19 protein-coding genes are annotated in these 18,602 nt (G+C 68.1%); 9 read left to right on the plus strand and 10 right to left on the minus strand.

What is annotated here, in order from left to right:
* Together ACHZD8_RS04305 and ACHZD8_RS04310 are read left to right on the plus strand one after the other, a co-directional pair.
* A partial coding sequence (locus ACHZD8_RS04305) for a transketolase-like TK C-terminal-containing protein (protein WP_394768920.1) occupies positions 1-1,488 on the plus strand: 1,488 nt, incomplete at its 5' end.
* A gap of 20 nt (positions 1,489-1,508) precedes the next feature.
* A complete protein-coding gene (locus ACHZD8_RS04310) occupies positions 1,509-2,708 on the plus strand; it encodes a CdaR family transcriptional regulator (protein WP_147784654.1) in 1,200 nt (399 codons plus the stop codon).
* Here the strand turns inward: ACHZD8_RS04310 and ACHZD8_RS04315 are convergent.
* Complete coding sequence (locus tag ACHZD8_RS04315; RefSeq protein WP_394768921.1) at positions 2,705-3,166, minus strand: MarR family winged helix-turn-helix transcriptional regulator; 462 nt, start codon at positions 3,164-3,166, stop codon at positions 2,705-2,707. The genes ACHZD8_RS04310 and ACHZD8_RS04315 overlap by 4 nt on opposite strands.
* Positions 3,163-4,047, minus strand: coding sequence for an N-acyl homoserine lactonase family protein (locus tag ACHZD8_RS04320; protein WP_394768922.1), 885 nt, complete (start codon positions 4,045-4,047; stop codon positions 3,163-3,165). Before ACHZD8_RS04320 ends, ACHZD8_RS04315 begins: the two co-directional genes overlap by 4 nt.
* A gap of 503 nt (positions 4,048-4,550) precedes the next feature.
* Between ACHZD8_RS04320 and ACHZD8_RS04325 the strand changes: the two genes are divergently transcribed.
* The 5 genes from ACHZD8_RS04325 (at position 4,551) to ACHZD8_RS04345 (ending at position 9,303) form a co-directional block, all read left to right on the plus strand.
* Complete coding sequence (locus ACHZD8_RS04325; protein ID WP_394768923.1) at positions 4,551-5,468, plus strand: ACP S-malonyltransferase; 918 nt, start codon at positions 4,551-4,553, stop codon at positions 5,466-5,468.
* On the plus strand, positions 5,465-6,463 hold the full coding sequence (locus ACHZD8_RS04330; RefSeq protein ID WP_394768924.1) for a beta-ketoacyl-ACP synthase III: 999 nt from the start codon (positions 5,465-5,467) through the stop codon (positions 6,461-6,463). The genes ACHZD8_RS04325 and ACHZD8_RS04330 overlap by 4 nt, the downstream gene beginning before the upstream one ends.
* A 43-nt stretch (positions 6,464-6,506) precedes the next feature.
* Positions 6,507-6,755, plus strand: coding sequence for an acyl carrier protein (locus tag ACHZD8_RS04335; RefSeq protein ID WP_147784649.1), 249 nt, complete (start codon positions 6,507-6,509; stop codon positions 6,753-6,755).
* Between the two features lie 99 nt (positions 6,756-6,854).
* Positions 6,855-8,090: a beta-ketoacyl-[acyl-carrier-protein] synthase family protein gene (locus ACHZD8_RS04340; protein WP_394768925.1), complete on the plus strand. Its 1,236-nt coding sequence runs from the start codon at positions 6,855-6,857 to the stop codon at positions 8,088-8,090.
* A gap of 22 nt (positions 8,091-8,112) precedes the next feature.
* Positions 8,113-9,303 (plus strand): glycosyltransferase family 4 protein, encoded by a 1,191-nt coding sequence (locus tag ACHZD8_RS04345; RefSeq protein WP_394768926.1) that lies wholly within the window; start codon positions 8,113-8,115, stop codon positions 9,301-9,303.
* A gap of 5 nt (positions 9,304-9,308) precedes the next feature.
* On the opposite strand, the gene ACHZD8_RS04350 is transcribed toward ACHZD8_RS04345, so the two are convergent.
* A complete protein-coding gene (locus ACHZD8_RS04350) occupies positions 9,309-9,800 on the minus strand; it encodes a DUF3145 domain-containing protein (RefSeq protein WP_331901502.1) in 492 nt (163 codons plus the stop codon).
* Between the two features lie 248 nt (positions 9,801-10,048).
* Between ACHZD8_RS04350 and ACHZD8_RS04355 the strand changes: the two genes are divergently transcribed.
* Entirely contained in the window at positions 10,049-10,612 is a 564-nt protein-coding gene (locus ACHZD8_RS04355) for a PadR family transcriptional regulator (RefSeq protein WP_394768927.1), read from the plus strand.
* 10 nt (positions 10,613-10,622) lie between these two features.
* On the opposite strand, the gene ACHZD8_RS04360 is transcribed toward ACHZD8_RS04355, so the two are convergent.
* The 7 genes from ACHZD8_RS04360 to ACHZD8_RS04390 all read right to left on the minus strand — a co-directional run bounded on the left by ACHZD8_RS04360 (position 10,623) and on the right by ACHZD8_RS04390 (position 17,838).
* On the minus strand, positions 10,623-12,302 hold the full coding sequence (locus ACHZD8_RS04360; RefSeq protein WP_394768929.1) for a bifunctional 3'-5' exonuclease/DNA polymerase: 1,680 nt from the start codon (positions 12,300-12,302) through the stop codon (positions 10,623-10,625).
* 51 nt (positions 12,303-12,353) lie between these two features.
* Positions 12,354-12,785, minus strand: coding sequence for a DUF779 domain-containing protein (locus tag ACHZD8_RS04365; RefSeq protein WP_394768930.1), 432 nt, complete (start codon positions 12,783-12,785; stop codon positions 12,354-12,356).
* Positions 12,786-12,884: 99 nt separating this feature from the next.
* Complete coding sequence (locus ACHZD8_RS04370; protein ID WP_394768931.1) at positions 12,885-14,408, minus strand: aldehyde dehydrogenase family protein; 1,524 nt, start codon at positions 14,406-14,408, stop codon at positions 12,885-12,887.
* A gap of 54 nt (positions 14,409-14,462) precedes the next feature.
* Positions 14,463-15,815: a GAF domain-containing protein gene (locus ACHZD8_RS04375; RefSeq protein ID WP_394768932.1), complete on the minus strand. Its 1,353-nt coding sequence runs from the start codon at positions 15,813-15,815 to the stop codon at positions 14,463-14,465.
* A 78-nt stretch (positions 15,816-15,893) separates the two neighbouring features.
* The gene (locus tag ACHZD8_RS04380) at positions 15,894-16,547 is read right to left on the minus strand and encodes a hypothetical protein (protein WP_394768933.1); all 654 of its coding nucleotides are present in this window, start codon (positions 16,545-16,547) and stop codon (positions 15,894-15,896) included.
* 66 nt (positions 16,548-16,613) lie between these two features.
* Positions 16,614-17,450 (minus strand): DUF1684 domain-containing protein, encoded by an 837-nt coding sequence (locus ACHZD8_RS04385; RefSeq protein ID WP_394768934.1) that lies wholly within the window; start codon positions 17,448-17,450, stop codon positions 16,614-16,616.
* A 184-nt stretch (positions 17,451-17,634) separates the two neighbouring features.
* Positions 17,635-17,838: a cold-shock protein gene (locus ACHZD8_RS04390; protein ID WP_147784641.1), complete on the minus strand. Its 204-nt coding sequence runs from the start codon at positions 17,836-17,838 to the stop codon at positions 17,635-17,637.
* A 311-nt stretch (positions 17,839-18,149) separates the two neighbouring features.
* Here ACHZD8_RS04390 and ACHZD8_RS04395 point away from each other — a divergent pair, with 311 nt between their 5' ends.
* Positions 18,150-18,599, plus strand: a complete 450-nt coding sequence (locus tag ACHZD8_RS04395) for a YdeI/OmpD-associated family protein (RefSeq protein WP_394768935.1) — start codon at positions 18,150-18,152, stop codon at positions 18,597-18,599.
* Positions 18,600-18,602: the final 3 nt, after the last annotated feature.

Consider the following 18,602-nt stretch of genomic DNA (forward strand, 5'->3'; position numbering starts at 1 on the left):
GCGACCCACCAGATGAAGAAGCTCACGCTCGAGAACCTCAAGCAGTTCCGCGACGTGATGCGCATTCCGATCACGGATGCCGTGCTCGAGGAGAACCCGTACCTGCCGCCCTACTACCACCCGGGCGAGAACGACGAGGCGATCCAGTACATGCACGAGCGTCGCCGCGCGCTCGGCGGCAACGTGCCCGAGCGCCGGTCGAACCACGTCGCGATCTCCCTGCCCGACGAGTCGGCCTATGCCATCGCGAAGAAAGGCTCCGGCAAGCAGGAGATCGCCACCACCATGGCCTTCGCGCGTCTGCTGAAGGACCTGCTGAAGTCGAAGGACTTCGGTCACCGCATCGTGCCGATCATCCCGGATGAGGCCCGCACCTTCGGCATGGACGCCTACTTCCCCACGGCGAAGATCTACAACCCCAACGGCCAGCAGTACACCTCGGTCGACCGCGAACAGCTGCTCGCCTACAAGGAGAGCCCGCAGGGCCAGATCGTGCACGTCGGAATCAACGAGGCCGGAGGTTTCGCCGCGTTCACGGCCGCCGGCACCGCCTACGCCACCCACGGCCAGCCGCTGATCCCGGTCTACGTGTTCTACTCGATGTTCGGCTTCCAGCGCACCGGCGACGCCATGTGGGCCGCCGGAGACCAGATGGCGCGCGGATTCGTCGTGGGTGCCACCGCCGGCCGCACGACGCTCACGGGCGAGGGGCTGCAGCACGCCGACGGCCACTCGCCGGTGCTGGCCTCGACCAACCAGGCCGTCATCTCGTACGACGCGGCTTACGGCTACGAACTCGGCCACATCGTCAAGGACGGCCTCGACCGCATGTACGGAGGGTCGCACCCGCACCCCAATGTCATGTACTACCTCACGGTCTACAACGAGCCGATCGTGCAGCCGGCCGAGCCGGAGAACCTGGACGTCGACGGGCTGCTGCGGGGAATCTACCTCCTGAAGTCGGGCGAGTCGCAGGGACCGAAGGCGCAATTGCTCGCCTCCGGTGTCGCGGTTCCCTGGGCCCTTGAGGCCCAGCAGCTGCTCGCAGAGGACTGGGGAGTCTCGGCCGATGTCTGGTCCGTCACGTCCTGGACCGAGTTGCGCCGTGACGGCCTCGCCGCCGACGAGCACAACTTCCTCAACCCGAACTCCGAGAGACTGCTGCCGTATGTCACCCAGAAGCTCGCGGGGGCCGAGGGACCGTTCGTCGCGGTGACCGACTTCATGCATGCGGTTCCCGACCAGATCCGTCCGTTCGTGCCCGGCGACTTCGCCACCCTCGGCGCCGATGACTTCGGCTTCTCCGACACCCGGGCGGCCGCACGCCGGTTCTTCAAGATCGACGGACCGTCGATGGTGGTTCGCACCCTCGAGTCGCTCGTCGCGCAGGGCAAGCTGCACCCGGGCATCCCGCAGCAGGCGATCGAGCGTTACCGGCTGCACGATGTGACCGCGGGAACGACCGGCACGGCCGGCGGCGAGAGCTAGGGCGCCCGGCTCGACTACAGATGACACCGGTGGCGAAGACTAAGGAGCAGACGCTCGCGTGGCTCCGCGCTATCTCCGGCGAGCTCGCCACCGCGACGCTTAAGCGACTCGACGACACGCTGCCCTGGTATGGCGAGATGCCACCGGGGCGGCGGTCGGCGGTCGGACTCGTCGCGCAGGCGGGCATCACGTCGTTCATCCACTGGTACGACGAACCGACCTCCACGCCCTGGATCGCCGCCGACGTGTTCGGGGCGGCACCGCGGGAACTGCTCCGTTCGGTGAGCCTCACCCAGACTCTGCAGCTGATCAAGGCGACGGTGGAGGTCGTGGAGGACCGCGTGAAGGGCTCTGACGAGTCCGTGCGCGAGGCGATCCTGCTCTACTCCCGCGAGATCGCGTTCGCCGCGGCGGATGTCTACGCCCGGGCGGCGGAGGCCCGCGGCCTGTGGGACGCCCGCCTCGAGGCCCTCGTCGTGGACTCGATCCTCAGCGGCGAGTACGACGACGAACTGCCCAGCCGCATCGCGGCCCTGGGCTGGCACGGCCACGGCGAGGTGTCCGTGCTCGTCGGCACCGCGCCGAAGATGCTCGACGTTGACATGCTGCGGCGCACGGCGCGCCACCTCGATGCCGACGTGCTCATCGGGGTGCAGGGAAGCCGGCTCGTGCTCGTGATCGGCCGCGCGCATCCGACCCCCTCGGACGACGAACCGGCTGGCGCCACCCTCACCCCCTTCCTCGACATCGCCACGGCGCTCGAGCCGGGATTCGGCGACGGCCACCTCGTGCTCGGCCACGAGGTCGCGAGCCTCGTCGAGGCGTCGCGCAGCGCAAAGGCCGCCCTCGCCGGATTCGCCGTCGCCCGGTCGTGGCGCAACGCCCCGCGGCCGACCCTCGCCGACGACCTGCTGCCGGAGCGTGCCCTCGCCGGGGACGCCCTGGCCCGGTCGACGCTCATCAACCGCATCTACAAGCCCCTCCAGGCGCACTCCACCGAGCTGCTGGCCACGCTCTGGTGTTACCTCGACAACGGCCGATCCCTCGAAGCCACGGCCCGCGAACTCTTCGTGCACCCGAACACCGTGCGTTACCGCCTCAAGCGCGTCACCGAGGTCATCGGCTGGGATGCGACCGGGGCCAGGGAGTCCCTCATCCTGCAGTCCGCCCTCATTCTCGGCTCGATCGCCGAACCCGACGGCCCGCTGCGCCGCCGCTAGCCCGCGAGGCGCACGCGCCGATCGAACGCGTCCCCGGCCGGCTGGCCGGCGATCGCCCGCGCCAGCAGCTCGAGGGTCGGCCCGAGGTCGAGTCCGGCGCTTGCGGCATCCAGATCGGCGTAGAGGCGCTCCTCGATCTCGCGCACGCCCGCCTCGGCCGTGCGCCCGGCCGCGGTGAGCGTCAGCGTCACCTGCCGGCGGTCGTCGAGCGCGGTGGCGCGCGCCACGAGCCCCGCCCCGACGAGTCGGTCGACAAGCCGGCTGGGGTTGGTGCCGCTCTCGCAGATGAGCAGTTCGCCGAGGCCGGTGAGCGTGAGCGGCTGTCGGTCGGCCAGGATGCGCAGCACCTCGGACTGCGACGGGGTGAGCCCGAGAACCCGCAGGTTCTGGGTGAGGCGCCGGTTTCCCTCCCTCTGGGCCGCGAGCACCAGGTAGCGCAGCCTCTCTGCCGGTCTCACCGGGCACCGTTCCGATCGAGCGCCCGCCGAAGGAGGCCGGCCGCCGCCGGATCGTGCGCCGCGAGGATCACCAGGTCGGGGAGGCGCTCCCTGAGAGCGAGCACCTGGCGCGTGGACGCCAGGAGGCCTCCGCGCCCGCCCACGCCGGGCACCCGCTCGGCGACGAGGCGCTCCACGTCGTAGGTGAGGTCGCCCACGAAGAGCATGGGCGGCATCCCCTCCTGTCGAAGCAGCAGCGAAAGCGAACCGGGGGTGTGGCCGGGAGTCGGCAGCAGAACGAGGCTGCCGTCGCCGAAGAGGTCGTGCGACTCGGTGAACGGCGCGATCGACGGGTCGTCGACCGGGGCGGGTGTCACGGGCTCCCAGTGCAGCCCCGGGAGCCGGATGTGCCGCTCGAGCAGACCGTCGACCTCGGCGAACCGGCGGTCGAGCCGTGCCCACTCCCGACCGCTGACGATGATGCGCGCGTCGGGGAGCTGCGGGAGGCCGCCGATGTGGTCCTGGTGCAGGTGGGAGAGCACGACGGTGTGCACGTCCTCTGGCGCGTGGCCAAGCGCGCGCAGTCGGGCGGTGAGCGTCTCGTCGGCAGCGATCGAGAACCGCGCGAGCCGTGAGTAGAGCCAGCCGACGACGCCGCGGGGAAAGTAGCCGGGGTCGGTCACCGAGTGCCGGTCCTGGCCGGTGTCGAACAGCACGACGCCTCGCTCGTGCTCGATCAGGTAGACGTTGATCGGCCGCGCATCCGTCCACCGCCGCGAGGTGAGGAGCCACCACAGCATCGGCGACCCCGTCGACTCGACGTGCTGAGGCCTGATCCGCACGCTGCCCGTGCTCAGCACCGAAACCCGGCCGATCGGCTTCATCGTTCCGCCTCTATTCATGTCGTGTCATTCAATGTCGTGTCATGTATATCACCTTCCCGTTCCGAAATCCATGCATTTCTTCCCCCCTTGCGGCGTGGGGTCGCAGTTGAGCGGCGTGTTGAGGCGGATTGCATGGATTTCGGAAAGGGGCGGAGGTCGCCCGGCTCGCCTGGCCCGCCCGCCCGGCACGGCCGTTCCGCCCGCCGCGCTTTGCCCGCCCCACTCATCCGTCAACTAGTGCTGCCCGGAGCGCGCCAGAGAGCAGTTGCTGACGGTTGAGTTGTCCGGGCGGCCCGGCACCTGGCCGGGGCGGCGGTACCCCTTCCGAAATCCATGCATTTCTTCCCCCCTTGCGGCGTGGGGTCGCAGTTGAGCGGCGTGTTGAGGCCGAGTGCATGGATTTCGGAATGGGGGCGGACGAGGGCGGAGGCGGGAGAGGTGTGGATGCTCACCAAAGGTTCCCCGCGTTCTTGGTGCGCTTCTACAACCCGGCTCGTGCCGGATGGCACGATACTTGGTAAGTGATTGTCGTCGTCTGCCCGGGTCAGGGCTCCCAAACTCCCGGATTCCTCTCCCCCTGGATCGCCGAACCGAGATTCTCGGACCACCTGGGCGCCATCTCCGACGCGGTCGGCATCGACCTCGTCGCGCACGGCACGGTCTCGGATGCCGACACGATCCGCGACACGGCGGTCGCCCAGCCGCTCATCGTGGCCGCGGGGCTTCTCACCCTGTCGGCACTGCTCGACGGGCGCCGAGACCGCATCGGCGGGGTCGCCGGCCACTCGGTGGGCGAGATCACCGCGGCGGCGGCCGCGGGCATCCTGAGCGAACCGGATGCCATGACGCTCGTTCGCGAACGCGGTTCGGCGATGGCGAAGGCCGCCTCGCTCGTGGAGACCGGCATGAGTGCCGTGATCGGCGGGGACGAGGCCGAACTGCTGCAGAAGCTCGCCGAGCTGGGGCTCGAACCGGCCAACTTCAACGGCGGAGGACAGATCGTGGTGGCCGGCGAACTCGCCGCGTTGGACGCCCTCAAGGCGAGTCCGCCCACCGGTGCCCGGGTGATTCCGCTTCAGGTCGCTGGCGCATTCCACACCCGGTATATGTCTCCGGCCGTCGACCATCTCCGCGAGGTTGCCGACGGCATCGAGTCGCACGACCCGACCCTTCCGATCTGGACCAACCGCGACGGTTCCCGTGTCACCGAGGGGGCCGCCTTCGTCGACCTGCTCGTCGGCCAGGTCTCATCGCCGGTACGGTGGGACAAGACAATGGACGCATTCGCGGCCGCTGGCGTGACCGGACTTATCGAGATCGCCCCGGCAGGAGCCCTCGTCGGACTCGCGAAACGCGGCCTCAAGGGAGTGCCGACGGTGGCCGTCAAGACCCCGGATGACCTGGCAGCAGCCTTCGAACTGATTGATGGAAACTCATGACCCAGCTCCAGCAGTCCCACGGACCGCAGTTCACCCGCATCTACAGCTACGGCGCGGCGCGCGGTGACCTCGTCGTGCCCAACGACGAGCTCGTCGGCCCGATCGACTCGAGCGACGAGTGGATCCAGCAGCGCACCGGCATCATCACCCGCACGCGCGCCTCGGCCGGCATCCTCGCCGTCGACCTCGCCACCGATGCCGCCCGTGAGGCCATCGAGAAGTCCGGCGTACCGGCCGACCAGATCGACGTCGTGATCGTGGCCACCATCAGCAACGTGCAGCAGACTCCGTCGATGGCGGCCGTGGTCGCCGACCGCGTCGGCTCCAACCCTGCCGCCGCCTACGACACGAACGCGGCGTGCGCGGGCTTCAGCTACGCCGTCACCCAGGCCGATGCCCTCATCCGCGCCGGCGCCGCCCACTACGCGCTCGTCATCGGCGCCGAGAAGCTCTCCGACGTGGTGGACCCCACCGACCGCTCCATCTCGTTCCTGCTCGGCGACGGCGCTGGAGCCGTCGTGATCGGGCCGAGCGAGACCGTGGGCATCTCCCCCGCCGTGTGGGGATCAGACGGCTCCAAGGCGGATGCCGTGGGCATGAACGCGACCCTCACCGAGTTCCGCGACGGCGAGGCCCCGTGGCCCACGCTGCGCCAGGAGGGCCAGACCGTGTTCCGTTGGGCAGTCTGGGACATGGCCAAGGTCGCCAAGCGCGCCCTCGAGCTCGCCGGAATCACGGCGGACGACCTCGCCGCCTTCATCCCGCACCAGGCCAACATGCGCATCATCGACGAGTTCGCGAAGCAGCTGAAGCTGCCGGATTCCGTCGTCATCGCCCGCGACATCGCCACGACCGGCAACACCTCGGCCGCGTCGATTCCGCTGGCCACCCATCGCCTTCTTCAGGAGCACCCCGAGCTCAGCGGCGGTCTCGCCCTGCAGATCGGTTTCGGCGCCGGCCTCGTCTTCGGGGCCCAGGTCGTCGTCCTCCCGTAAGATAATCAACGGTCAAACGACACACCCCCAAGGAGAAAACACAATGGCATTGTCCACAGAAGAAGTTCTGGCAGGTCTCGCGGAGCTCATCAACGACGAAACCGGCATCGCCACCGACTCGGTCGAGCTCGGCAAGTCGTTCACTGACGACCTGGACATCGACTCCATCTCGATGATGACCATTGTCGTGAACGCAGAGGAAAAGTTCGACGTGAAGATCCCGGACGAAGAGGTCAAGAACCTCAAGACCGTCGGAGACGCCGTGAGCTTCATCGTCGGAGCACAGGGCTAACTCCCACGCACGACGCGGCTGGCCAGTCCTGGCCCTGGTCCGGGCTGGCCGCGCCCGCGTAACGATGCAGAATCGTTGATCCACAAGAGAGATGCCGTTATGACCAAAAAGATCGTTGTTACCGGAATCGGCGCGAGCTCCCCCCTGGGCGGAACCGCCCCGGAGTCGTGGAGCGCCCTGCTGGCCGGCGAGTCCGGCGTTCACTCGCTCACGCACGACTGGATCGACCAGTACGAGCTTCCCGTCACCTTCGCCGCCGAGGCCAAGGTACGCCCGGAGGACGTCCTGGAGCGGCCAGAGGCCAAGCGCCTCGACCCGTCGTCCCAGTTCGCCCTCATCTCCGCCCGCGAGGCCTGGGCCGATGCCGGATCGCCGCACGTCGCCCCGGAGCGGCTCGGCGTGGACTACGCCACCGGAATCGGCGGCCTCTGGAGCCTGCTCAACGCCTGGGACACCCTGCGTGAGAAGGGACCGCGGCGCGTCCTGCCGATGACCGTCCCCATGCTCATGCCGAATGCGGCATCCGCTGCCATCTCGATGGCCCTGCACGCTCGCGCGTTCGCCCACACCGTGGCGTCGGCCTGCGCGTCGAGCACCGAGTCCATCCACAACGCGTACACGAACCTGCAGCTCGGTCTCGCCGACGTGATCATCGCGGGTGGCACCGAGTCGGCGATCCACCCCATCACGCTCGCGTCGTTCTCGTCCATGCAGGCGTTGTCCCGCCGCAACGACTCCCCGGAGACGGCGTCGCGCCCGTACAACATCGACCGCGACGGCTTCGTCATGGGCGAGGGTGCCGGCAGCATCGTCATGGAGACCGAGGAGCACGCGCTCGCTCGCGGCGCGAACATCTACGCCGAGGTCGCCGGGGGCGGTGTCACGGCCGATTCGTACCACATCACCGCCAACGACCCGGAGGGCCGCGGGGCTTCGCGCGCGATCGCCCTCGCACTCGCCCAGGCCGGCGCGACACCGGACGACGTGGACCACATCAACGCGCACGCCACCAGCACCCCGGTCGGCGACATCGCCGAGTATGCGGCGCTCAAGGCGGCGTTCGGTGACCGGGTGCACAGCATCCCGGTCTCCGCCACCAAGGGCGCCACCGGCCACCTGCTCGGTGGAACCGGTGCCCTCGAGGCGATCTTCACGATCCTCGCCCTGCGCGACCGCACGGCGCCGCCCACAATCAACCTCACCGAGCAGGATCCGGCGATCCCGCTCGACGTGGTGACCTCGCCGCGCGCGCTGCCCGACGGGCCGCTGCTCGCGATCAGCAACTCATTCGGATTCGGCGGCCACAACGCCGTCCTCGCCTTCAGGAGTGTTTAGTCGGGCGAACCCCGCGTTGCCCATGCGAATTGCCATCCTCAGCGACTACTACTTCGACTATGTCGGAGGCGCCCAGACCTCCATGAGACAGCAGAAACTTGCCCTCGAGGAGGCCGGCCACACCGTGGTCGTGGTCTCCCCCGCCCGAGGTGCCTTCGGTGCGCGCTACCAGAGCGTGGCGGACGGGCTGCAGATCAAGCCCCTGTTCCGCCTGCCCGTGCTCGACCTCGCGGTGATCCCGAACACCGCCAAGAACGTGGCCGCGCTCGAGCGCTATCTGCGGGACGAGCACATCGACGTCGTGCACATCCAGACCGAGTTCGGCCTGGCGCACGTGGCGGATGCCGCGGCGGAGGCCATCGGAATCCCTCTCGTCCACACAGTGCACAGCTTCTATTGGGCGAGCGAGGGGCCGCCCCAGGCGTCGGTCGCCTGGTTCATCCGCTGGGCCCTGGAGAAGGCGATCGGCGAGAAGATCCCGAATGTGCTCTTCACGCCGCGCAAGACGGACAACCTGCTGCGCAACCTCGTGCTCGCCATGGCCCGCAAGGCCAAGCGTGTCGTGTCGCCGTCGGCGCACCAGGCTGCCGACCTGAAAGACGCGGGCGTCACCGGCGAGATCTTCGTGATCCCCAACCCGATCGCCACTCCCGAGTTGCCCTCCCAGGCGATCACGCTGAAGAGCGGCCAGCGTCCGCACTTCCTCTGGGTGGCGCGCTGCGAGCCGGTGAAACGCCCGCTGCCGTTCGCTCGCGCGGTGATCGACGCCCTCGCCCGCACCGACAATGGCTTCACGGTCGACTTCGTGGGCGAAGGCTCCGACCTCGCCGCCCTCAAGCGGCTCGCCGCCGGCCATCCCGAGATCCGCATCCAGGGCGCCCTTCCGCACGACGAGGTTCTCGCTCTCATGGACGCCTCCTCGGCCATCGCCCTCACCTCGCTCGGCTTCGACAACCAGCCGATGACGATCGCCGAGGCGGTCAGTCGCGAGCGCGGCGTGCTCTACTGCGACCCCAAACTCAGCGAGGGTCTGCATAACTCGGGATTCCTGGCCGACTCGCCGGATGACGCCGGCCTGGCCGACGCGCTCGTCACCCTGGTGACCACCCCGTCGCTTCTCGTCGAGCTGTCCAAGGGCGCGGTGATCGACCGCGAGCTGTTCTCGCCGAAACGCTACGTCGAGCGCATCACGAAGGTCTACACGGCCCGCTGAGGCCCTCAGCCGACCTTGTGCAGCCACACCACCTGGTTGGTGTCGCTGGCGTGGCGGAACGCCTCCAACTCGTCGTCCCAGGCCTGGCCGAGGGCGAGTCGCAACTCGCGGTGCAACTCGAAGGCGTCGGAACCGGCGATCTCCATCGCGTACCGGATGCGATCCTCGGGGATGACGACGTTGCCCACCGTGTCGGTCTGGGCGAAGAAGATGCCGAGGTCCGGAGTGTGCAGCCAGCGCCCGCCGTCGCTGCCGGGCGTCGCGTCCTCGGTGACCTCGAATCGCAGGTGCTCCCAGCCGCGCAACGCGGAGGCGAGCGCCGCACCGGTGCCCTGCACGCCCTCCCAGTAGAACTCGGTGCGCATGGAGCCCTTGAGCACGGGCTGCTCAACCCACTGGAAGTTCACGGCACGATCAAGGGCGCCTCCTGCGGCCCACTCGATGTGGGGGCAGAGCGCGCGAGGAGAAGAGTGCACATAGAGCACTCCTCGTGCCATAGCAACACTGTTGTGATCAGTGAGACCGGCATTGCGTGCAGCCACGATAACTCCATTCCGTTGAGGTGCGACTTCCCCATCGACCTCGGAATGGATCTTGCGTGCTGCGTATGAAATTGGACGGCAAGCCGTTTTCCTTATTATTGCTGATGGCGCCTCGAAATTACAACTGTGTAGTGCGATGGACTTCGTGTCGGGGCACAATCTCCCTATACTCGGTATAGCTTTGGCCGCAGCGAGGAGGTGCCGTGTCGGTTCGGGAAGGCATTCTGGCGATCCTCAGCATGGGGCCCGCGTACGGCCTGCAACTGCATTCGGAGCTGACGAGCCGCGCTCCCCACCGCAAGCCGGTCAACGTCGGCCAGATCTACGGCACCCTCGACCGCCTGGCCAAACAGGGATTGATCGAGCCGGCCGGAACCACGGATGACGCCCTGCCGCTCTACCGTCTCACCGCGGGGGGACGCGGCGCCGCCCGGGAGTGGATGCGGCATCCGACGCTCGACGCGCTGCCCGAGTGGACAGAGATGCTGGACCAGGTGATCATCTCGGGATCGATCGATCCCGTCGCGGCCAAGGCCGTCGCGGAGGACTACCGCCGTTGGTGGGAGGGCGATCTGCTGCGCACTCGAACTCCGACACCGGATGCCTCCCCCGCCACCGAGGCGCACCTGGCCCGGGTCGCCCGCGAGGCCCAGGCCGTGGCGGCAATCGCCTGGCTCGGAGCGGCGATCGCCGCCCTGTCGCACTACGACTCCTCGCGCGCCCTCTCGGATGTGCGGCCGAGGCGGGGGCGCAAGGCCCAGGTGTAACGGCCCTGCGCTATTTCGCCTGGCCGTAGTTGTCCACGACGGCCACCGTCAGGGGGAAGGTCACCGGCATCGGCCCGAACATGAGGCGCCCAGCATCCGCCGCCGCGGCGCGCACCGCGGCCTCGACCTGCACCGAGAGCGCCTCCGGACAGTGCACGACCACCTCGTCGTGCATGAAGAACACGAGGTGCGGCGAATCCGTGATCCACAGTCCGCCGCCGATCTCGTGCAGGCGTCCGCGGAGCCCGGCCATCCAGCAGAGGGCCCACTCCGCGGCGCTGCCCTGCACCACGAAGTTGCGGGTGAAGCGCCCCCAGCCCCTGGCCTGGCCGCGCGCGCGGCTCGCGTCGGCATCCGTCGCGGTCTCGCCATAGGCCTCGGCCTGGCTCTCACGCCACTCGGATCCGGGGCGCGGCGAGCTGCGGCCGAGTCTGGTCGTCACGATCTCGCCCTTCTCCCCGGCCCGCGCGGCCTCCTCGACCAGCCCGATCGCCCGGGGATAGGCGCGGGTGAGCGCCGGCATCAGCCGCCCGCTCTCGCCGGTCGTCGCGCCGTACATGGCCCCGAGCATGGCCACCTTGGCCTCGTCGCGAGTCGCGACCGCCCCGCTCGCCACGATCCCCGCGTAGAGGTCGCCCGCGCTCCCGGCCTCGGCCATGCCGCGATCTCCGGACAGGGCGGCGAGAATGCGGGGCTCCAGTTGCGAGGCGTCCGCCACCACGAACTTCCAGCCGGGGTCGGCGATGACGGCACCACGGATCTGCTTCGGCAGCTGCAGCGCTCCCCCGCCGCCCTTGCTTGCCCAGCGCCCGGTCACCACCCCGCCCGGCACATAGTCGGGGTGGAACCGGCCGTCGCGCACGTTGGTGTCGAGCCAGTGCCAGCCGTTCGCCGCCAGCAGCCTCGCGAGCTTCTTGTACTCGAGGAGCGGCTCGATGGCCGGATGCTTCAGCTTCTTGAGCTCCCACGACCTGGTCGACTTGACCATGAGGCCGGCCACGCCCAGGGCCTTCAGCAGGTCCGCCGGGGAGTCGGGGTTGAGCGTCGGGGCGTCGAGCGCGTCGCGCAGTCGGGCGAGGACCACCTCGAGCATCTCCGGACGCTGGCCGCCCGACGGTCGCGGGCCGAGGTGCTCGCCGAGCATCGTCTCGTGCGCCGCGGCGCTCCACGGGAGTCCGGCGTGCCGGATCTCCGCGGCGACGAGTGCCCCCGCCGACTCGGCGGCGATCAACAGGCCGATCCGTCGCGGATCGTCGGCGCCGGCGATCGCCTCCCGCTGCAGGGCGAACTCCACGAGGGTGTCCTCGGCTGCCGTCGATACTGAGGGCTCCTCCAGGTCGAAGAGCGTGTGCTCCTCGCGTTGCACCCGGGCCTCCGGCGTCGGCTGGTCCCACGAGTTCCTGGGGGCGCTCGCGAGTGCCGAGCCCGCGGTCAGCGCTGAGCCACGCAGGATGGCGTGCGAGAGCCGCAGGTCGACGCAGCGCTCGATGCGAACCCCGGCCGCGAGCAGAGTCGGGTACCAGCGGCTCGTGTCGTCCCAGACCCAGCGCGGGCGCTCTGCCTCGAGTGGCGCCACCGCCTCCGCCAGGGCGTCGAGCGGCACCGTCCTCGAGTCTTCGCTCGCGCGGCCGTCGTCGTCGATCGCCTGCAGGACGACGCCTTCGGGCGTAGGGAACAGGCACACGTGCACGGTCCCAGTCTGCCGCCTGCCCGCGACATCCGTCGCCCGGGTCGGCGCGGGTCACACGAACGGCGCGGCGGTCTCCATCAGGCGGGAACGGATCATGAATCGCACGCCCTCGGGCGCCTCGACCGAGAATCCACTCCCCCGGCCCTTCACCACGTCGACCGACAGGAAGGTGTGGCTCCAGTACTCGAACTGCTCGGCGGACATCCAGAAGTCGATCACCTGGGGTTCGCCGCCCTCCGGCGCGATGTCGAGTCGGCCGAGGAGCACGTCCTGGTCGGAGGTGAGGAAGTCGCCGGCCGGGAAGCACATCGGGCTCGAGCCGTCGCAGCATCCGCCGGACTGATGGATCATGAGCGGCCCGTACTGGTCCCAGAGCTTGCGCAGCAACTCGACGGTCACGGGCAGGAACTCGACCCGCGGGATGCTCTCGCCGGGAACCGTGACAGACGCGGTGACCACCCCGGAGCTTTCGATGACAGACATCGGTGTCCTTTCGATCTGAATCCAGTATGCGCCAGCGGAACGGGGATCGGGCCTGCCGAGAGGCTTCTCGACAGGCCCAATCCCCGAGTCGGTGACGGTTTAGAAGAACCCGAGCTTGTCCTCCGAGTAGGAGACCAACAAATTCTTCGTCTGCTGGTAGTGGTCGAGTGCCAGGCGGCTGTTCTCGCGGCCGATGCCCGAACTCTTGTAGCCGCCGAACGCCGCGCCCGCCGGGTAGGCGTGGTAGTTGTTCACCCAGACCCGGCCGGCCTGGATGTCGCGGCCCGCGCGGTAGGCCACATTGCCGTTCCGCGACCAGACGCCGGCGCCGAGACCGTAGAGCGTGTCGTTGGCGATCGCGATGCCGTCGTCGTAGCCGTCGAAGCTCGTGACGGCGAGCACCGGGCCGAAGATCTCCTCCTGGAAGAGGCGCATCTTGTTGTGGCCCTCGAAGATGGTCGGCTGCACGTAGTAGCCCTCGCTGAGGTCGCCACCGAGGTCGGCACGCTCTCCGCCCAGCAGCAGCTTCGCGCCCTCCTGCTTGCCGATGTCGATATAGCTGAGGATCTTCTCCAGCTGGTCGTTCGACGCCTGGGCGCCGACCATCGTGTCGGTGTCGAGCGGGTTGCCCTGCACCGCGAGTGCGGTGCGCTTCACGGCCGCGCCGAGGAACTGGTCGTAGATCGGCTTCTCGATGAGCGCGCGGCTCGGCGCGGTGCAGACCTCCCCCTGGTTGAACGCGAAGAGCGCGAAGCCCTCCAGCGCCTTGTCGTAGAACGCGTCGTCCTTGTCCGCGACATCCGAGAAGAACAGGTTCGGGCTCTTGCCGCCGAGCTCCAGCGTCGCCGGGATGATGTTGGCGCTCGCGTACTGCAGGATGAGACGGCCGGTGGTCGTCTCCCCCGTGAACGCGATCTTGCGGATGCGCGGGCTCGACGCGAGCGGCTTGCCCGCCTCCACGCCGAAGCCGTTGACGATGTTGACGACCCCGGGCGGCAGGATGTCGCCGATGAGTTCGATCAGCACGAGGATCGACACCGGGGTCTGCTCGGCCGGCTTGAGCACGATCGCATTGCCGGCGGCGAGGGCCGGTGCGAGCTTCCAGACGGCCATGAGGACGGGGAAGTTCCACGGGATGATCTGCCCGACGACGCCGAGGGGCTCGTGATAGTGGTACGCGGTCATGTCGCCGTCCATCTCCGCGAAGCTGCCCTCCTGGGCGCGGATGGCCGCCGCGAAGTAGCGGAAGTGGTCGGCGGCAAGGGGGATGTCCGCGTTGAGGGTCTCGCGGATCGCCTTGCCGTTGTCCCAGGTCTCAGCCAGCGCGAGCAGCTCGGTGTTGGCGTCGATCAGGTCGGCGATCTTGTTGAGCACCGCTGCGCGCTGGGTGGCGCTCGTCTTGCCCCAGGCCGGAGCGGCCTTGTGGGCGGCGTCGAGAGCGAGGTCGATGTCTTCCGCGGTGCCCCGCGCGACCTCGGCGAACGGCTTGCCGTTGACCGGGGAGATGTCTTCGAAGTACTGCCCCTTGACCGGCTTGACCCACTCACCCCCGATCCAGTTCTCGTACCGTGGCTTGAAGGTGATCTTCGCATCCGGGGAACCCGGGGCCGCGTAAACGGTCATTGCAACTCCTGTCGACGTCGTTGTCCGATGGCCCACTGGTGGCCTTCAGGAAGACTAGGAGCGGCGAGGTTGCGTCAGGGTTGCAACTTGTTGCACCGCACCGAGTTCGCTCTCGATGCGTTCCAGCCGCGACACGACGGCCGCCCTCTTGGGCGACTTCGGCGGCAACATCATCAGGCACGCCCGCCACACCTCGGCGTCGTAGACCGCCTCGTCCGAGCGCGCGTAGCTGAGAAGGGTTTCGACGGATGCGTCGGTGAGGAGGGCGTCACGCAGTCGTGCGCTCAGCTCCGCCCGGATCGCGACGATCCCGGGGGCGCTCGAGGTGGGAAGCAGCGCGCCGGAGTAGGCCGCCAGGGCCACCCTGTGGGCCCCTCGATCGAGGAAGGCGAGCACGCGATGCGCGTCGAGCTCCAGCTTGCGCGGCAGCCGATACGGTCGCGACAGCGGCACGAGCGCCTCGTCGGCGACCTCGAGCACCTTACGCAGGCGCACCATCTCGGCGCGCAGGGTCATCACCGAGCCTTCACGCTCGTAGACGAGGCCCGCGAGTCGGTCCACCGACAGCCCGTCGGGGTGCCAGGCGAGCAGGGTGAGGATCTCCGCGTGGCGCATGCTCAGTTCGACGGCCTTGCCTCCGCTGGCGAGACGACCGGTGTCGCTGCCGAGCACGGCCAGAAGCGGCTCCGCCGCCACGACCGAGGGCCGGCGCGGGGGCGCGGATCGCCTGGGCCGGGAGGAGAGCTCGTCGAGGCGCCGGATGCGAAGCTCCGATTCGACGGCCGCGACCGCGGCTTCGAGCAGCGGAAGGGTCGCGGGGGCCACGGCGTCGTCCCCACCCGTGATGTCGATAACGCCGAGTACCCGCCCGGACCCCGGATCGTGTACAGGCACCGCAGTGCAGCTCCACGGATGCACGATGCGGTTGAAGTGCTCGGCACCCTGAATCTGGATCCCGTGGTCGAGGGCCAGCGCCGTGCCGGGGGCGCTCGTGCCCACCGCGCGCTCCGACCAGTCCGCGCCCTCCACGAACAGCATCCCCTCGGCCTTGCGACGCAGGGAACGATCGCCGTCGATCCAGAGCAGACGGCCGGCCTCGTCTCCGACGGCGACGATCAGCCCCGAGTCGAAGGTGTGCCGGATCAGCAGGCTGTGAATGGTCGGCAGCACGAGGGACATCGGATGCGCATCCCGGTACTCCCGCAGTTCGTCGTCGTCGAATTCGAGGGCGGTGCCGAGGCGATCGGGATCGAGCTTCAGCTGAAGGGACCGCTGCCACGACTCTTCGACCAGGCGCCGCACTCCCGTCGCCGGCATCCGAGTGCCCACGACGGAGCCGTGCGCGCTGGCGATGCGCGCGCGATCGCGCACGTCATCCGTGTGGGTGACGATCCAGGGACTGGCCACAGCACTCCGATCATCGTTGGTCGAGTGTGCATAGCGTACTCGGTCCGGCTTACGCCCGGCAGACAATCTGAGCGGAGGTCAGCAGTCCTGGTTTACGTTGGCCGGGGCGTAGATGATCGAGATGAGCAGGGTCTTCGGGTCGGAGTCGGCGACCACGCCATTCTGGTCGGAGTCGAGGTCGAAGAAGACGCGGATGCCGAACACACTCGGATCGTCCTCGCCCTGAGTGACCGCGTTCGGATTCTTGGCGATCAAATCCTTCACCGGATCGCCCACGGAGAATCCCTGGGCGGTCTCGACCGACACGTCCCCACTTGTCGTTGCCGAATTCGAACGCACGGTAAACATCTTCGCCGCGCCGCTCTGGTCGTCGGTTACGTAGGTCAGGCTGAAGCCGCGACCCCAGCGCGCGGTCGTCAAGGGATAGGAGCACGCGGTGGCGGCAAAGGTCTCGGTGGCAGGGGCCTCCCCGAGCCGGGTGGTGATGGCAGCGATGGCGTCCACGGGATCAGATTTGTACAACACGGTCTGCAGAGTCGAGCCGTCGCTGCCCAGAATGGTGATCCCGTCCCGTGCCACCTGGAGCGTCGCCGTGGTGACGGGCGTCGGGGTCGGCGACTCCGACGGAGAGTCGGATGCCCGCCCACCGCTCTCCGGGGCGCATCCGGCCAGGGAGGCGACGGCAAGCACGACGAGCAATGGCGAGAATCGGTTAAGTCGAGATTGCTTCATGGCGCAAGCCTAGGGGTGAGCGAGAATCTTCACCCGACACGGCTGGTCACGATTCCGCGACGGTAGTCACTCCTCGTGCAGCAGCGAGCCGTCCTTCTTGAGAACCTGCTTCTCGCCGGCCTCGATCGAAACCGAGAACCTGTTCTGCTTGGGTGGCATGGGGCAGTTGAACGCGTAGCTGAAGGCGCACGGCGGCAGGATCGCCCGGTTGAAGTCCAGCGTGATCGTGCCGTCCGCGTTCGGGGCGACGAACAGGAACCTGCCGACGCTGTAGGTGCTGTCCCCGCTGGTCGAGTCGGAGAACACGAGCTGCAGCGCCCGGCCGGCCTTGAACGCCGCGAGGTTGTAGTCCACGCCATCCTTGGTGAAGGTGATCTCTCCCGGCACCGGCAGTTCACGGGACTTGCCATCATCCTTGAGGTGCTCGAAGCCGACGGTGGTGCCATCCGGCAGCTCGGTGAATGTGCCCGTGACCACCCAGTCCGGGTTGTAATCGAAGGCGGAGATAGAACCGAACTCCTGGATCCCCTCGGAATTCGAGTCGAACACCCGCAGCGCATAGCTTCCGGCCTCGCTCGCGATGACGAATCCCGACGTGGTGTCGTTGAACGTGATCTCGCTCGGAGTCGGCGAATCCTTGCCCCGCACCACCGCCTCGCCGTCGACGAGCACGCCGTCGACCTGGATGCCGTCGGCCGCGGTCGCCGTCAGCGCCAGTCCGGACTCACCGTCCGGGAGCGGAGCCCAGGTACCCGGCACGCCCCAAATGGTCTGCTCGGAGTCGATCCACTGGGTGTTCACCAGGGCGAGACTGCCCTTCGGCTGCACGACGGAAAGTTCTCGTCGCGAGTGGAAGGTGGCAAGTTGCTCGGCTGGCGTGGCTGTGGTGGCGGTGTCGGTCATGGTTCCATCCTTGCTGAAGTCCCTCACTGTAACGAGCCGGGACATGCCGTGATTCCCTTAACGAGAAAACCGGCCCTCGCACCGAGGTGCGGGGGCCGGTCTCATGGAGTTTCAACGTCTACGGCTGACATCAATCAGCATTAGTTGCATCCAGTTCGGCCACTACGGCCGGAAGACTTGCGTCTTACAGGGGGCGAATGTTCTCGGCCTGGGGTCCCTTGGGGCCCTGGGCGAGGTCGAATTCGACCTTCTGGTTCTCGTCGAGGGACTTGTATCCGCTCGAGGCGATCGCCGAGTAGTGTGCGAACACGTCCGGGCTTCCGTCGTCCGGGGCGATGAATCCAAAGCCCTTTTCAGCGTTGAACCACTTCACTGTTCCTAGTGCCATAATTTTCTCCTTCAGGAGTCTTCGCGCGACCCGACTGTCGGGCCGCTCGTCGCGGTGTTCATCGTCCGCTCCCGAAAGAGACATGGCACCCAGCCGAGTGATTTCTCAGGCGGCCGATCTTATGGGTTCCAAGCATTCAAGATGTGCGAGGTACTGCAACTGCATGTCCCAGCGTAGACCACGAGGCCGAATTTTGCGCGGACGCCCGAGAAAACCCAATAAATAACTCGTGGCGACTACTAAGGCGCAATTGAATTCGCACCGGAATTCCGGGCCTTTCGGCGGAATGAGACGAGTTATAGGGTCGGAGAGTGCCCGAGACATTCACCACAACCGTTCTTCAGGCGCCTGGGCTCAAGGCGACCGGACTGCCCATTCCCGACCACGCTGTCGAGGGTCTCGGCGGCTCGAGGAGGCCGGCGGTGACGGTGAAGATCGGCGACTATAGCTACCGCACCACGGTGTCGAGCCGGGATGGCGGATTCATCGTGCCGCTCAGCGCTGAGCACCGCATGGCCGTGGGGGTGGTGGCCGGTGACAGCGTTCTGGTGACCCTCGAGTTGGACACCGCACCCCGAGAAGTGGCGGTGCCCGAAGACCTGGCTGCGGCGCTCGCCGCGTCGCCGGGAGGAGCGGAGGCCTTCGCCGCGCTCTCGTACTCACGCCAATCGGCGTTTGTCGGCCCGGTCGAGGCGGCCAAGACTCCCGAGACTCGGTCGCGTCGAATCACCGCGGTGATCGACTCGCTACTGCCCCACTGACGC

The organism is Lacisediminihabitans sp., assembly GCF_043726815.1.
Classification (GTDB): domain Bacteria; phylum Actinomycetota; class Actinomycetes; order Actinomycetales; family Microbacteriaceae; genus Lacisediminihabitans.

What these genes read in the sequence shown, in the direction of transcription:
- ACHZD8_RS04310 (WP_147784654.1), top strand. Translation starts at nt 1,509, where the DNA reads ATGACACCGGTGGCGAAGACTAAGGAGCAGACGCTCGCGTGGCTCCGC.
- ACHZD8_RS04380 (WP_394768933.1), bottom strand. Translation starts at nt 16,547, where the DNA reads ATGAAGCAATCTCGACTTAACCGATTCTCGCCATTGCTCGTCGTGCTT.
- ACHZD8_RS04320 (WP_394768922.1), bottom strand. Translation starts at nt 4,047, where the DNA reads ATGAATAGAGGCGGAACGATGAAGCCGATCGGCCGGGTTTCGGTGCTG.
- ACHZD8_RS04330 (WP_394768924.1), top strand. Translation starts at nt 5,465, where the DNA reads ATGACCCAGCTCCAGCAGTCCCACGGACCGCAGTTCACCCGCATCTAC.
- ACHZD8_RS04390 (WP_147784641.1), bottom strand. Translation starts at nt 17,838, where the DNA reads ATGGCACTAGGAACAGTGAAGTGGTTCAACGCTGAAAAGGGCTTTGGA.
- ACHZD8_RS04370 (WP_394768931.1), bottom strand. Translation starts at nt 14,408, where the DNA reads ATGACCGTTTACGCGGCCCCGGGTTCCCCGGATGCGAAGATCACCTTC.
- ACHZD8_RS04335 (WP_147784649.1), top strand. Translation starts at nt 6,507, where the DNA reads ATGGCATTGTCCACAGAAGAAGTTCTGGCAGGTCTCGCGGAGCTCATC.
- ACHZD8_RS04345 (WP_394768926.1), top strand. Translation starts at nt 8,113, where the DNA reads ATGCGAATTGCCATCCTCAGCGACTACTACTTCGACTATGTCGGAGGC.
- ACHZD8_RS04350 (WP_331901502.1), bottom strand. Translation starts at nt 9,800, where the DNA reads ATGGCACGAGGAGTGCTCTATGTGCACTCTTCTCCTCGCGCGCTCTGC.
- ACHZD8_RS04365 (WP_394768930.1), bottom strand. Translation starts at nt 12,785, where the DNA reads ATGTCTGTCATCGAAAGCTCCGGGGTGGTCACCGCGTCTGTCACGGTT.
- ACHZD8_RS04385 (WP_394768934.1), bottom strand. Translation starts at nt 17,450, where the DNA reads ATGACCGACACCGCCACCACAGCCACGCCAGCCGAGCAACTTGCCACC.
- ACHZD8_RS04340 (WP_394768925.1), top strand. Translation starts at nt 6,855, where the DNA reads ATGACCAAAAAGATCGTTGTTACCGGAATCGGCGCGAGCTCCCCCCTG.